Below are 13,621 nucleotides of genomic sequence, written 5' to 3'. Positions count from 1 at the left end.
TTTGATTTGCGGTATATATCTGCCTAACGTGCGAAAAAGCTTGAACACATTCGTTCTGGCAATGTCTCCGAAGGGGAAGACGTGAACAAGGCGCAGCTCGTAGAAGCGATTGCAGACAAGGTCGGCGGCCGTCAGCAGGCCGCGGACGCGGTCGACGCGGTACTCGACGCGATCGTCCGTGCAGTGGTCGCCGGCGACCGTGTGTCGGTCACCGGCTTCGGATCGTTCGAGAAGGTCGACCGTCCGGCCCGTTACGCCCGCAACCCGCAGACGGGCGAGCGGGTACGGGTCAAGAAGACCTCGGTTCCGCGCTTCCGTGCAGGTCAGGGCTTCAAGGACCTGGTCAGCGGCTCGAAGAAGCTCCCCAAGGGTGGCGAGGTCGCCGTCAAGAAGGCGCCCAAGGGCAGCCTTTCGGGCCCGGCCCCCACCATTGCCAAGTCCGCGGCCAAGAAGGCGGCCACCAAGCGGGCCGCCGCCAAGAAGACGACCCCCGCGAAGAAGGCGGCTCCGGCCAAGAAGACCACGGCCGCCGCGAAGAAGGCGGCCCCGGCCAAGAAGACCACGGCCGCCGCCAAGAAGACCACCGCCACCGCCAAGAAGACGACGGCGACGGCGAAGAAGACGGCCGGCGCCAAGAAGGCCACGCCCGCCGCCAAGAAGACCGCCGCGAAGACGACCGCGCCGGCCAAGAAGGCCACCGCGAAGAAGGCGCCCGCCAAGAAGGCCACGGCGCGCAAGACCACCGCGAAGAAGACCGCCGCCGGGAAGTAGCCGGGGCGGCAACGATCCACGCGCCGGGCCGGGCTCCCTCCGGGGAGCCCGGCCCGCGGTGCGTCCTGGGCGCAGGGAGCCGCCGGCAAGGGCCGCGAGCCCGTGCCCCGGCCGGGACCGGGCAGAGCCCGCCGGGCCGGTCCCGGACAGCCCGCCGGGCGGTGCGGCCGGCCCTTCCTCAGAAGGTCTGCAGCGTCACCAGGGTGATGCGCAGGCCCGCGCCCTCGCCCTCGCCCTCGATCCGCACCCGCTGCCCGGGACGCAGCAGCCGCAGGCCGCCCGCGTCGAAGGCCGTGGCGTCGAAGTCCACCGGGGTGCCGTCGTCCAGCAGCACACTGCCGCTGCGGGTCTCGGAGTCGTACGTGTACGCGGTCGCCTGCATGACCGCAGCGTATCTTCCGGTGACCGCCCCGCTCAGCCGGGCCGTGCGCGGGCCCACGCCGAGCGCCAGCGCCGCCCGCAGATCGTCGCCGGTGTCCACGTCCTGGCGTACGGAATCGACTCCGGCGAGCGGTATTTCCCGGGCTCCCGCGGCCGAATGCCGGGCCCGCGAAGGGCCGCCGAAGAACGGCGCCAATTCCACCCCCGGAGCCGCGGAAAGCAGTGTCGTACCGATTCCGGTCGCATCAGCCAGAAATGCGCGGGGAAATACGGCCGCATAATCGAGCACTTGCTGCAATTCGGCCGGCCGCAGAGCGGGAAGATCCGCATTCAGCGCCGCGACGGCCGCGCCGGGGCGTCCGGCCCGCACCGTGCGTGCCCCGTGTGCCAGAGCCGCGTTGAGACCCGCCGCCGGGGTGTCCGGCGTGATGCGCGCGCCGAGCGCGGCCAGCGCGGCGCCCGCCGGGCCGTCGTCCGTGACGACCACCACATCCCGTACGGCCTCGCAGGCCAGCACGGCGGCCACGGTGTCCTCGGCGAAGGCCAGAGCGAGCCTCCGGCGCAGGGCGTCGCCCGCCGACCGGGCGAGCCTGCTCTTGGCCAGCACCAAGGGCTTCAGAGGGACGACCAGGGACCAGGGAGCGGTCCGGAGCGTGTTCAGTGGCCAGTCCTCCGTCCAGTGCGCGTCGGGCCCCATTGTGGCCTGCGGGTACGGCGGGCACGGGGTCCGGGGCCCGGCCCGGGGCGTACGGTGTTCTCGACAGACAGGGGACCTGGCGCGACACTTGTGCGGCTGACCAGGCACATACGTACAAGCAGCCCGGTCCTAGAGGAAGGTGTCCGAGTGTCCCGCCGCAGAATCGGCTTCTGGTACCGCCTGGCGGCGGTCATCGCAAAACCGCCGCTGGTGGTTCTGTTCAAGCGGGACTGGCGAGGAATGGAGAACATTCCGGCCGAGGGCGGATTCATCACCGCGGTCAATCACAACTCGTACCTGGACCCGCTCTCCTACGGGCACTTCCAGTTCAACACCGGACGCGTTCCCCGGCTGCTGGCCAAGGCGGGCCTCTTCAAGACGCCCTTCGTCGGGATGATGCTGCGCGGTACGGGCCAGATCCCCGTCTACCGCGAGACCACCGACGCGCTCGACGCCTTCCGCGCGGCGGTCGACGCCATCCGGCGCGGCGAATGCGTCGCCTTCTACCCCGAAGGCACGCTCACCCGCGACCCCGACATGTGGCCGATGGCGGGAAAGACCGGTGCGGCACGCGTGGCCCTCATGACGAAGGCCCCCGTCATTCCGGTCGCCCAGTGGGGCGCCAACTTGGCCATGCCGCCGTACGCCAAGGAGAACAAGCTTCGGCTCTTCCCGCGCAAGACGCTTCAGGTGCAGGCGGGTCCGCCGGTCGACCTCGACCGGTTCTACGACAAGGAACCGACGCCCGAAGTGCTGCGCGAGGCGACCGAGGCCATCATGTCCGCCATCACGCGGCAGCTGGCCGAGCTGCGCGGCGAGCCCGCGCCCGCCACGCTGTACGACCACCGCAGGGCGCGCGCGCAGCAGCGGCGCAAAGCCGAGGGAGAGAACGCAAAGTGACACGCCAGCCGGTCAAGGCGGCCGTATTCGGAACAGGCTCCTGGGGCACGGCCTTCGGCATGGTGCTGGCCGACGCGGGCTGCGAGGTGACCCTGTGGGGCCGCCGCGCGGAAGTCGCCGACGCCATCAACAACGGCCGTACGAACCCGGACTATTTCCCGGGTGTCGAGCTGCCCCCCTCGCTGCGCGCCACCACCGACCCGGCCGAGGCCGCCGAGGGCGCCGACTTCACGGTGCTCGCCGTCCCCTCGCAGACCCTGCGCGTCAACCTCGCCGCCTGGGCGCCGGTGCTGCCCTCCGACACCGTCCTCGTCTCCCTGATGAAGGGCGTCGAACTCGGCACCGCCAAGCGGATGAGCGAGGTCATCGAGGAGGTCGCCAAGGCGCCCGCCGAACGGGTCGCCGTGGTGACGGGCCCCAACCTCGCCAAGGAGATCGCGGCCCGCATGCCCGCCGCCGCGGTCGTCGCGTGCAGCGACGAGTCGGTGGCCACCCGGCTCCAGTCCGTCTGCCACACCCCGTACTTCCGCCCGTACACCAACACCGACGTCGTCGGCTGCGAACTCGGCGGCGCCGTCAAGAACGTCATCGGCCTCGCCGTCGGCATCGCGGACGGCATGGGCCTCGGCGACAACGCCAAGGGCTCCCTCATCACCCGCGGCCTCGCCGAAACGACCCGCCTGGGCCTGGCGATGGGCGCCGACCCGCTCACCTTCTCCGGTCTCGCGGGCCTCGGCGACCTGGTCGCCACCTGCTCGTCGCCGCTCTCGCGCAACCACACCTTCGGCACCAACCTGGGCCGCGGGATGACGCTGGAAGAGACCATCGCCGTCACCCGGCAGACCGCCGAGGGGGTCAAATCCTGCGAGTCGGTGGCCGATCTGGCCCGCCGCCACGGCGTCGACATGCCGATCACGGACACGGTCGTCGACATCGTCCACAACGGGAAGCCGCCGATCGTCGCGCTGAAGGAACTGATGTCTCGCAGCGCCAAGCCCGAGCGCCGCTGATCCCTTCCCCGGGCACCTCCCGCGCCGCTTCGCGGGCCTCGAGGCGCCGCGGCGGCCTCCGCCACCGGCCCCGGGGAGCCGGGCAGCACGCCGCGCCCGCGCCCGCACTCCCCGGCGCCGGATGTGCACGGTAGTCTCAACGCGATATGAGCAGCGAGAACCTCCCCCAGAGCCCCGCGCAGGAGCCCCGCAAGCCGCGCGTGGCCGTCGTTTTCGGCGGCCGCAGCTCCGAGCACTCCATCTCGGTCGTCACGGCCGGCGCCGTACTGCGGGCCATCGACCGCGAGAAGTACGACGTACTGCCCATCGGGATCACGACGGACGGCCGCTGGGTGCTGACCGCCGACGAGCCCGACCGGATGGCGATCGCCGACCGGGCCCTGCCGAGCGTCGAGAGCCTCGCGGAGTCGACCGAGGGCGGCGTCGTCCTCTCGGTCGATCCGGGCAACCGTGAAGTCGTCCTCAGCGAGCCGGGCTCGGTGCCCAAGGCGCTGGGCGAGGTCGACGTCGTCTTCCCCATGCTGCACGGCCCGTACGGCGAGGACGGCACCCTCCAGGGCCTCCTGGAGCTCTCCGGTGTCCCGTACGTCGGCTCCGGCGTGCTCGCCTCGGCCGTCGGCCAGGACAAGGAGTACATGAAGCGGGTGTTCATCTCCTTCGGGCTGCCGGTCGGCCCGTACGAGGTCATCCGCCCCCGGGACTGGGAAAACGATCCTTCCGCCGCCCGGAAGAAGATCGTCGACTTCGCCGGCGAGCACGGCTGGCCGCTCTTCGTGAAGCCGGCCCGCGGCGGCTCCTCCATGGGCATCACCAAGGTCGACGACCTCTCCGGCCTCGACGAGGCCATCGAGGAGGCCCGGCGCCACGACCCCAAGATCCTCGTCGAGTCGCTGCTGCGCGGCCGTGAGATCGAGTGCGGAGTGCTGGAGTTCGAGGACGGACCGCGCGCGAGCGTGCCCGCCGAGATCCCGCCGGTCACGTCCCACGACTTCTACGACTTCGAGGCGAAGTACATCGACTCGGCGGCCGGCCTGGTGCCCGCGCCGATGACCGAGGAGCAGACCGCCGAGGTGCGGAAGCTCGCGGTCGACGCGTTCGACGCCGCGTCCTGCGAGGGTCTCGTACGGGCCGACTTCTTCCTGCTCGACAGCGGCGAGTTCGTCATCAACGAGATCAACACGATGCCGGGCTTCACGCCGATCTCCATGTACCCGCGGATGTGGCAGGAGACCGGGGTGTCGTACCCGGAACTCGTCGACCGGCTGATCCAGGCCGCGCTGCGCCGCCCGACGGGCCTGCGCTAGCGAACGGCGCGACGTGACACGGGGCCGGGCGGCCAGCACTACACGCTGTCCGGCACCGTCTTCCTCACCGGCTCCGCGAAGGCCGCCAACGTCGTGACGTCGTGGGCGTACTTCGCGGGGAGCGTGACTTCGACGTACACCTCGCGGTACGTGGTGGTGAACCGCGGGCTGCCGTCCTTCTGCCGCTCCAGCATCCAGTTGACGCCGTCCGCTTCCACCGCCTGCGCCGCCGGATCGTTCATCTTCTCCGGCCGCGGGACGCCGCAGCGCAGTACGATCGCCGGATCTCCCCATACGGCGGTGAGATCCGACTCCGGGTCCGCGGTGCGCCGCTTCTGCCCTTCGACGGACTCCGGCAGCTCACGGTGCAGCGCCCGGCACAGCTCGGCCCCTTCCGGGGCCGGGGTGGGAACCGGGATCGCCACGGCACCGTCCGTGAAGGAGCATCCGGCGGCAGCGAGGAGCAGGGCGGCACACGACAGCGCCGACAGTCCCGGCACCGACGAACGCGACAGGAGCCGGCGGGAAGTGGAAGTCACCGGCCAAGAGTAGACGGGGGCTAGATGTGCACGACCGGGCAGGTCAGAGTACGGGTGATCCCGTCCACTTGCTGGACCTTGGCGACCACCAGCCGGCCGAGGTCGTCGACCGTGTCGGCCTGCGCCCGCACGATCACGTCATAGGGTCCGGTCACGTCCTCGGCCTGGATCACTCCCGGAATCTTGCCGATGGTCTCGGCGACGGACGACGCCTTGCCCACCTCGGTCTGAATGAGGATGTACGCCTGTACCACGGAACCTCCAGGGCGGCCACGAGGATCATGTGGGAGATAAAGAGACGCCACCGTATCGCGTCGTCGCGGGCAGCGGGGAGACCTGCGCGGCCGTCGGCGCACGGAGCACGGCGTACGGAGACCAGAAGTTGACTTATGTGTTGACGGTACCTACAGCAGTGATGGCTCGCGACCGCAAGCGCACTGGGGCAGAAGGGGCACATCCATGAAGGGCACTGTGGGCGAACTGGGGGAGTTCGGCCTCATCCGAGAGCTCACCTCCCGGCTCACCTCCACCCCGGCGGTTCGGCTGGGGCCCGGCGACGACGCCGCCGTCGTGGCCGCACCCGACCGGCGGGTCGTGGCGAGTACGGACATCCTGCTCGAGGGGCGTCACTTCCGGCGCGACTGGTCGACGGCGTACGACGTGGGCCGCAAGGCCGCCGCGCAGAACCTGGCCGACATCGCCGCCATGGGGGCCGTGCCGACCGCGCTGCTCCTCGGCCTCGTCGTCCCCGCCGAACTCCCCGTGAGCTGGCCGACCGAGCTGATGGACGGCATCAGGGACGAGTGCCAGGTGGCGGGCGCCGCCGTCGTCGGCGGTGACGTCGTGCGCGGCGAGACGATCACGGTGGCGATCACCGCGCTCGGCGACCTGCGCAACCACGAACCGGTGACCCGGGGCGGCGCCCGGCCCGGCGACGTCGTCGCGGTCACCGGCTGGCTGGGCTGGTCGGCGGCGGGTCTCGCGGTGCTCTCGCGCGGCTTCCGCTCGCCGCGTGCCTTCGTCGAGGCGCACCGGCGCCCCGAACCGCCGTACCACGCGGGCCCCGCCGCCGCCGGGCTCGGCGCCACCGCCATGACGGACGTCAGTGACGGACTCGTCGCCGACCTGGGGCACATCGCGGAGGCCAGCAAGGTCCGTATCGACCTGCGGTCCGGTCTCATCGACATCCCGACGCAGATGTCCGACATCGGGCAGGCCGTCGGCGTGGACCCGCTCCAGTGGGTACTGACCGGGGGAGAGGACCACGCGATCGTCGCGACGTTCCCGCCGGACACGAAACTTCCGGCCCGCTGGAAGATCATCGGTGAGGTCCTCAACCCGTCGGCGCTGCCGCAGGTGACGGTCGACGGGGCGCCCTGGACGAGCAAGGGCGGCTGGGACCACTTCGGGAACGACCACTTCGGGGACATCGAGACGGGACCGTAGGACCCGCCGCCGACCCGGCGCGTACTAGATTCGCCGTATGCGAATACTTCCCTGCGTCCTCACCGTCGCCGGCTCCGACTCCGGCGGCGGTGCGGGTATCCAGGCCGACCTCAAGACCATGCTGGCCCTCGGCGTGCACGGCATGAGCGTGCTCACCGCCGTGACGGCGCAGAACTCCGTGGGCGTGCAAGGCGCCTGGGACCTGCCGGTGGAGGCCGTACGGGCCCAGTACCGCAGCGTCGTCGACGACATCGGCGTACAGGCCGTGAAGACCGGCATGCTGTCCTCGGCCGAACTCGTCGAGGCGGTCGCGGAGCTGCTCGCAGGCACCGACGCCCCGGTGGTCGTCGACCCGGTGGGCGTCTCGAAGCACGGGGACCCGCTGCTCGCCACGTCCGCCCTGGAATCCGTACGGACGAAGCTGCTCCCCACGGCGACCGTCGCCACCCCCAACCTGGACGAGGTGGCCCAGCTCACCGGCGTACGCGTGGAGTCCGAGGCCGGACTGCGGCGGGCGGCCGGCGCGCTGCTCGAATTCGGGCCGCGCTGGGTCCTCGTCAAGGGCGGGCACCTGCCGGGCGACGCGGTCGACCTCCTCACGGACGGCACCGAGGAGCACTGGCTCCGCGCCCCCCGCCACGACAACCGGCACACGCACGGGACGGGCTGCACGCTGGCGTCCGCGATCGCGTCGGGCCTGGCGAAGGGCCTCGACGTACCGCAGGCCGTGTCGGCCGCCAAGGAGTACGTGACCGAGGCGATCGCCGCCGGGTTCGCGCTCGGCGCCGGGATCGGACCGGTGGACCACGGCTGGCGGCTCAGGAACAGTCCCTCGTCCTGACGCCGGCCAGTTCCGACAAGCCGCCGCCCTGTTCCGAACAAGGCGGCGTACGGCACCGGGACAAAAAAGAACCGGCCCACCACAAGGGTGGACCGGTTCTTAAGCAACCAGCTAGGTGGCCGCGCTTGGCATACGTCAGCGCGAGACCTTGCCGGCCTTGATGCACGAGGTGCAGACGTTGAGCCGCTTCGGCGTCCGACCGACCACTGCACGCACGCGCTGGATGTTGGGATTCCAGCGACGGGACGTACGGCGGTGCGAGTGCGAAATGTTGTTGCCGAAGCCCGGCCCCTTGCCGCAGACGTCGCAGTTGGCAGCCACGGGTCACTCCAAAGACTTCAGATGCACTTACAGTGGATCCCGGCATGCCGGGATCGAAGAATCGAGTGGCGTAGCCGGGGGAATGTCCCGATTTTCATCGGGCAACCGGAGCAGCATACATCGGCTGCTCCCGTAGAACGAAACTACCACGGCTCCCGAGGCACCCCGCCCCCCGTCCCCCTGGGCCGCCCCCGCCGCCGTGGTGGCACACCGCGGGACTACCCTGCCGTTCAACCGCTCTCAAGGAGGACGCCAGGTGCCGCAGACCCTCGACGCCGTCGCGGTACGCACCTGGTGCTCGCTGGCCCTGGAGGCCCTGGGGAAGGCCCGCGAGGAGATCGACGCGATCAACGTCTATCCGGTCGCGGACGGGGACACCGGTACGAACCTCTACCTGACCGTGGAATCCGCCGTTCAGGCCGTCGAGGCGGTGTTCACCGCCCACGGGACCGTCACGGGCGCCGAGCCCTCGGTGCCGGCGCTCGCCGACACGGTGCGCGCGATGGCGCACGGCGCCCTCATCGGCGCCCGGGGCAACTCGGGAACGATCCTGGCGCAGCTCCTGCGCGGCATGGCGCAGGTGCTCTCCGGCCCGGCCGCCGACGCCGAGGCCCTGCGCCGGGCGCTGCGCAGGGCCGCCGAATCGGCGTACCAGGCGGTCGCGCACCCGGTCGAGGGAACCGTCCTCACGGTCGCCACGGCGGCGGCCGAGGCCGCCGAGCAGACCCGTGGGGACGCCGCCGCGGTGGTGCGCGCGGCGTACGAGGGGGCGCGTACCGCACTCGACCTGACCCCCGGCCAGCTTGCGGTGCTCGGCCGCGCGGGCGTCGTCGACGCCGGCGGACGGGGCCTGGTGGCCGTGCTCGGCGCGCTGGTGGAAGCCGTCTCGGGCGAGGCCGTCGCCGTACACCGGCGCCGGCCGCCGGCGCCCCTGCCGGCCGGCGACGACTGTCCGGCGGACGAGTGGGCGGACGCGGTGCAGGAGGGCGGCCCCGCCTTCGAGGTGATCTACCTGCTGGAGGCGGACGACGCGGCGGTGGCCCGGCTGCGCAGACGGCTGGACGGCCTCGGGGACTCGCTCGTCGTCGTCGGCGGCGACGGTCTGTGGAACGTCCATGTGCACGTGGACGACCCGGGAGCCGCCGTCGAGGCGGGCGTCGAGGCCGGCCGGCCGTACCGGATCCGCATCACGCACTTCGCCGCCGACCGCCTCGCACCGCCCCGGGAACGGGCCCAGCGGGCCGTCGTCGCCGTCGTACCCGGCGAGGGGCTCGCGGGGCTCTGCGCCGAGGCCGGCGCCACCACCGTGCTGGCGCGCCCCGGGGAGCCGCCCGCCAGCGGGGAGCTGGCGGAGGCGATCAGGCGCGCCCACGCGCGTGAGGTCGTGCTGCTACCGAACGACGCCGATCTGCGGCACACCGCGGCCGCGGCGGCGGAGCAGGTCCGCGCCGAAGGGGTACGGGTCGCCCTCATCCCCACCCGCGCGGCGGTCCAGGGCATCGCGGCCCTCGCCGTCCACGAACCGGAGCGGCGCTTCGACGAGGACGTCGTCGCGATGACATCGGCGGCCGGCGCCACCCGCTACGGCGAACTGACCGTCGCGGAACGGCAGTCCTGGACGATGGCCGGCATCTGCCAGGCCGGCGACGTGCTCGGCCTGATCGACGGCGACGTGGTCGTGATCGGCTCCGACCTCACGGCGGCGGCCCGTACGGTCCTGGACCGGATGCTGGCCGCGGGCGGCGAGATGGTCACGCTGGTCCTGGGCGAAGAGGCCCCGGCGGGCCTCGCGGAGTACCTGGAAGCCCACGTCCGGGAGTCCCACCTGGCGGTGGACACGGTGACGTACGACGGCGGCCGCCAGTCCTCCCCGCTGCTGATCGGCGTCGAGTAGCGCCTTTTCCGCCCCGCCGAGGCGCCCGCGGCGGGGGAACGTGGCCCGTTGTCAGTGGTGTGGTGTGCAATGGATCCCGTGCCCGCGCTCGACGAACCACTCAAGAAGACGCTCGGCGGCACCACCGCGAAGGTGATGGCCGAGCACCTCGACCTGCACACGGTCGGAGACCTGCTGCACCACTACCCCCGGCGGTACGCCGAGCGCGGCGAGCTGACCCAGCTCGCCGACCTCCCGCTCGACGAGCACGCCACCGTCGTGGCGCAGGTCGCCGACGCCCGCGTCCTGCGGTTCAACAACGGCAAGGGCCAGCGCCTGGAGGTCACCCTCACCGACGGCAGCGGACGGCTCCAGCTGGTCTTCTTCGGCAAGTCGATCTACCACCACCAGAAGGAACTGCTGCCGGGCCGCCGCGGCATGTTCTCCGGCAAGGTCGGCATGTTCCGCAACATCCGCCAGCTCTCCCACCCGGCGTACGAGATGCTCGGCAAGGACAGCGGCGAGGACGCCGTCGAGGCGTGGGCCAACCAGCTGATCCCGCTCTACCCGGCCTGTGCCCAGATGGAGAGCTGGAAGATCGCCAAGACGGTCGACGTGGTCCTGGCGTCCATGGAGGCCACCGGCTGGAAGGAGATCGCCGACCCGCTGCCGCCCGCCCTGCGCGAGGGCCGCGGGCTCACCGGCCTGCCCGACGCGTTCCGCAAGGTCCACCGGCCGCGTACGAAGGCGGACATCGCCGAGGCGCGGGACCGGCTGAAGTGGGACGAGGCGTTCGTGCTCCAAGTGGCGCTCGCCCGGCGCCGGTTCGCCGACACCCAGCTTCCCGCCGTCGCGCGCAGGCCCGCCCCCGGCGGCCTGCTCGACACCTTCGACGCCAAGCTGCCCTTCACCCTCACGGACGGCCAGCAGAAGGTCTCCAAGGAGATCTTCGACGACCTGGCCACCGAGCACCCCATGCACCGCCTCCTCCAGGGCGAGGTGGGCAGCGGCAAGACCATGGTGGCGCTGCGCGCGATGCTCGCCGTCGTCGACGCGGGCGGCCAGGCCGCGATGCTCGCGCCCACCGAGGTGCTCGCCCAGCAGCACCACCGGTCGATCACCGAGATGATGGGCGAGCTGGCCGAGGGCGGCATGCTCGGCGGCGCCGAACAGGGCACCAAGGTCGTACTGCTCACCGGGTCCATGGGCATGCCGGCCCGCCGCCGGGCCCTCCTCGACCTGGCGACGGGCGAGGCGGGCGTCGTCATCGGTACGCACGCGCTGATCGAGGACAAGGTGCAGTTCCACGACCTCGGCCTGGTCGTCGTCGACGAACAGCACCGCTTCGGCGTCGAGCAGCGCGACGCCCTGCGCTCGAAGGGCAGGCAGCCCCCGCACCTGCTGGTGATGACGGCGACCCCCATCCCGCGCACGGTCGCGATGACCGTCTTCGGCGACCTGGAGACCTCGGTCCTTGACCAGCTCCCGGCCGGCCGCTCGCCCATCGCCACCCACGTCGTCCCGGCCAAGGACAAGCCGCACTTCCTCGCCCGCGCGTGGGAGCGCGTGCGCGAGGAAGTGGAGAACGGGCATCAGGCGTACGTCGTCTGCCCCCGCATCGGCGACGACGAGGACGACCCGAAGGGCGCGAAGGCGACCGCGAAGGCGACGAAGAAGCAGGCCGAGGACGATCCCGAGAAGCGGCCGCCGCTCGCCGTCCTGGAGATCGCCGAGCAGATCGCCGCCGGCCCCCTCAAGGGGCTGCGAGTCGAGGTCCTGCACGGGCGGATGCAGCCCGACGACAAGGACGACGTGATGCGCCGCTTCTCCGCGGGCGACGTGGACGTCCTGGTCGCCACCACCGTCATCGAGGTCGGCGTGAACGTCCCCAACGCCACCGCGATGGTGATCATGGATGCCGACCGGTTCGGCGTGTCGCAGCTCCACCAGCTCCGGGGCCGGGTCGGCCGTGGCTCGGCGCCCGGACTGTGTCTGCTGGTCAGCGAGATGCACGAGGCGAGCCCGGCCCGTGCCCGGCTGGCCGCCGTTGCCGCCACCCTCGACGGCTTCGAGCTCTCCCGCATCGACCTCGAACAGCGCCGCGAGGGCGACGTGCTCGGGCAGGCCCAGTCGGGTGTCCGGTCGTCCCTGCGGATGCTCGCCGTCATCGACGACGAGGAGGTCATCGTGGCCGCCCGCGAGGAGGCCGTCGCCGTCGTCACCGCGGACCCCGAGCTCGAAGGGCTCCCGGAGCTGCGCACCGCCCTGGACGCGCTGCTCGACAAGGAGAGGGAGCAGTACCTCGACAAGGGCTGACAATGGGGGAGCGGAATCCGTTCCGCTCGCCGCTTCGCCACTACGACCCTAGGACCCGACACCCATGACCCGCGTGATCGCCGGCACGGCCGGCGGACGCCGCCTGGCCGTCCCGCCGGGCAACGGCACCCGCCCCACCTCCGACCGCGCGCGTGAGGGCCTGTTCTCGACCTGGGAGTCCCTCCTCGGCACGCTGGAGGGCATCAGGATCGCCGACCTGTACGCGGGCTCCGGGGCCGTCGGCCTGGAGGCGCTGTCCCGCGGCGCCGTGCACGCCCTGCTGGTCGAGGCCGACAGCCGGGCCGCCCGCACGGTCCGGGACAACGTCCGCACCCTGGGCCTGCCCGGCGCCGAAGTCCGGGCGGGCAAAGCGGAGCAGATCATCACAGGACCGGCGCCCGAAGAGCCGTACGACGTGGTCTTCCTCGACCCGCCGTACGCCGTCACCGATGACGATCTTGGGGAGATCCTGCTCACACTCCGCACTCAGGGCTGGCTCACGGACGATGCCGTCGCCACCGTGGAGCGCAGCACAAGAGGTGGAGAGTTCAACTGGCCCAAGGGATTTGAGCCACTGCGGGCCCGTCGCTACGGCGAGGGCACGCTTTGGTACGGTCGCGCCGCCTCTACGTGCGAAGACGCACGATGACCGGACCGGAGAGCGAGGGACTACAGATGCGCCGCGCAGTCTGTCCCGGGTCATTCGACCCGATCACCAATGGACATCTCGACATCATCGCCCGCGCCTCCAAGCTGTACGACGTCGTACACGTCGCGGTGATGATCAACCAGTCGAAGCAGGGTCTTTTCACGGTCGAGGAGCGGATCGACCTGATCCGCGAGATCACCGCGGAGTTCGGCAACGTCGAGGTCGAGTCGTTCCACGGCCTCCTCGTCGACTTCTGCAAGGAGCGCGACATCCCGGCCATCGTGAAGGGCCTGCGCGCGGTCAGCGACTTCGACTACGAGCTCCAGATGGCCCAGATGAACAACGGCCTCTCGGGTGTCGAGACCCTGTTCGTCCCCACCAATCCCACCTACAGCTTCCTCTCCTCCAGCCTGGTCAAGGAGGTCGCGGCCTGGGGCGGCGACGTCTCCCACCTGGTCCCCCCGAGGGTGCTCGGCGCGCTCACCGAGCGTCTCGCCAAGAAGTGACAATCTGACAGAGCGTCACCAGCTGTCGGACGGGGGCCGACTGCCCGTACAGTCGTCCCGTCCGTCT

General features: G+C 71.3%; 13 protein-coding genes and 1 pseudogene. 10 read left to right on the top strand and 4 right to left on the bottom strand.

The window, feature by feature from the left end; genetic code table 11:
- Positions 1-81: 81 nt before the first annotated feature.
- On the top strand, positions 82-771 hold the full coding sequence (locus AS594_RS10450; RefSeq protein ID WP_069926751.1) for an HU family DNA-binding protein: 690 nt from the start codon (positions 82-84) through the stop codon (positions 769-771).
- A gap of 406 nt (positions 772-1,177) precedes the next feature.
- Here the strand turns inward: AS594_RS10450 and cofC are convergent.
- Positions 1,178-1,849: pseudogene (cofC, locus tag AS594_RS10445) on the bottom strand (2-phospho-L-lactate guanylyltransferase); the annotation flags it as partial.
- Positions 1,850-1,996: 147 nt separating this feature from the next.
- On the opposite strand from cofC, the gene AS594_RS10440 reads away from it, so the two are divergent.
- The 3 genes from AS594_RS10440 to AS594_RS10430 all read left to right on the top strand — a co-directional run bounded on the left by AS594_RS10440 (position 1,997) and on the right by AS594_RS10430 (position 5,063).
- Entirely contained in the window at positions 1,997-2,749 is a 753-nt protein-coding gene (locus tag AS594_RS10440; RefSeq protein WP_069933120.1) for a lysophospholipid acyltransferase family protein, read from the top strand.
- Positions 2,746-3,759 (top strand): NAD(P)H-dependent glycerol-3-phosphate dehydrogenase, encoded by a 1,014-nt coding sequence (locus tag AS594_RS10435; RefSeq protein WP_079144681.1) that lies wholly within the window; start codon positions 2,746-2,748, stop codon positions 3,757-3,759. Before AS594_RS10440 ends, AS594_RS10435 begins: the two co-directional genes overlap by 4 nt.
- A 146-nt stretch (positions 3,760-3,905) precedes the next feature.
- Positions 3,906-5,063 (top strand): D-alanine--D-alanine ligase family protein, encoded by a 1,158-nt coding sequence (locus tag AS594_RS10430; RefSeq protein ID WP_069926749.1) that lies wholly within the window; start codon positions 3,906-3,908, stop codon positions 5,061-5,063.
- Between the two features lie 38 nt (positions 5,064-5,101).
- On the opposite strand, the gene AS594_RS10425 is transcribed toward AS594_RS10430, so the two are convergent.
- The gene (locus AS594_RS10425; RefSeq protein WP_069926748.1) at positions 5,102-5,602 is read right to left on the bottom strand and encodes a DUF3515 domain-containing protein; all 501 of its coding nucleotides are present in this window, start codon (positions 5,600-5,602) and stop codon (positions 5,102-5,104) included.
- Between the two features lie 20 nt (positions 5,603-5,622).
- Positions 5,623-5,856 carry an Lrp/AsnC family transcriptional regulator gene (locus AS594_RS10420; protein ID WP_069926747.1) on the bottom strand — a complete coding sequence of 78 codons (234 nt, stop codon included), beginning with the start codon at positions 5,854-5,856 and terminating at the stop codon, positions 5,623-5,625.
- 205 nt (positions 5,857-6,061) lie between these two features.
- Between AS594_RS10420 and AS594_RS10415 the strand changes: the two genes are divergently transcribed.
- Together AS594_RS10415 and thiD are read left to right on the top strand one after the other, a co-directional pair.
- Positions 6,062-7,048, top strand: coding sequence for a thiamine-phosphate kinase (locus AS594_RS10415; protein ID WP_069926746.1), 987 nt, complete (start codon positions 6,062-6,064; stop codon positions 7,046-7,048).
- A 37-nt stretch (positions 7,049-7,085) separates the two neighbouring features.
- Positions 7,086-7,889, top strand: coding sequence for a bifunctional hydroxymethylpyrimidine kinase/phosphomethylpyrimidine kinase (thiD, locus tag AS594_RS10410; protein WP_069926745.1), 804 nt, complete (start codon positions 7,086-7,088; stop codon positions 7,887-7,889).
- Between the two features lie 135 nt (positions 7,890-8,024).
- Here the strand turns inward: thiD and rpmB are convergent, their stop codons facing one another.
- Complete coding sequence (gene rpmB / locus AS594_RS10405) at positions 8,025-8,210, bottom strand: 50S ribosomal protein L28 (protein ID WP_003957616.1); 186 nt, start codon at positions 8,208-8,210, stop codon at positions 8,025-8,027.
- Between the two features lie 202 nt (positions 8,211-8,412).
- Between rpmB and AS594_RS10400 the strand changes: the two genes are divergently transcribed.
- From AS594_RS10400 to coaD, 4 genes are all read left to right on the top strand, one after another.
- Positions 8,413-10,104, top strand: a complete 1,692-nt coding sequence (locus AS594_RS10400; protein WP_420877893.1) for a DAK2 domain-containing protein — start codon at positions 8,413-8,415, stop codon at positions 10,102-10,104.
- Positions 10,105-10,173: 69 nt separating this feature from the next.
- Positions 10,174-12,399 (top strand): ATP-dependent DNA helicase RecG, encoded by a 2,226-nt coding sequence (recG, locus tag AS594_RS10395; protein WP_069926744.1) that lies wholly within the window; start codon positions 10,174-10,176, stop codon positions 12,397-12,399.
- Positions 12,400-12,463: 64 nt separating this feature from the next.
- Positions 12,464-13,048 (top strand): 16S rRNA (guanine(966)-N(2))-methyltransferase RsmD, encoded by a 585-nt coding sequence (gene rsmD, locus AS594_RS10390; RefSeq protein WP_069926743.1) that lies wholly within the window; start codon positions 12,464-12,466, stop codon positions 13,046-13,048.
- 26 nt (positions 13,049-13,074) lie between these two features.
- Complete coding sequence (coaD, locus tag AS594_RS10385) at positions 13,075-13,554, top strand: pantetheine-phosphate adenylyltransferase (protein ID WP_206281711.1); 480 nt, start codon at positions 13,075-13,077, stop codon at positions 13,552-13,554.
- Positions 13,555-13,621: the final 67 nt, after the last annotated feature.

The sequence above is a fragment of the Streptomyces agglomeratus genome (genome assembly GCF_001746415.1).
Taxonomy (GTDB): domain Bacteria; phylum Actinomycetota; class Actinomycetes; order Streptomycetales; family Streptomycetaceae; genus Streptomyces; species Streptomyces agglomeratus.
This window is presented reverse-complemented; position numbering and strand designations above follow the sequence as displayed.

Excerpts from the sequence above, each read along its gene's own strand:
- AS594_RS10430 (WP_069926749.1), top strand. The coding sequence starts at position 3,906 with ATGAGCAGCGAGAACCTCCCCCAGAGCCCCGCGCAGGAGCCCCGCAAG.
- AS594_RS10415 (WP_069926746.1), top strand. The coding sequence starts at position 6,062 with ATGAAGGGCACTGTGGGCGAACTGGGGGAGTTCGGCCTCATCCGAGAG.
- thiD (WP_069926745.1), top strand. The coding sequence starts at position 7,086 with ATGCGAATACTTCCCTGCGTCCTCACCGTCGCCGGCTCCGACTCCGGC.
- recG (WP_069926744.1), top strand. The coding sequence starts at position 10,174 with ATGGATCCCGTGCCCGCGCTCGACGAACCACTCAAGAAGACGCTCGGC.
- rsmD (WP_069926743.1), top strand. The coding sequence starts at position 12,464 with ATGACCCGCGTGATCGCCGGCACGGCCGGCGGACGCCGCCTGGCCGTC.
- coaD (WP_206281711.1), top strand. The coding sequence starts at position 13,075 with ATGCGCCGCGCAGTCTGTCCCGGGTCATTCGACCCGATCACCAATGGA.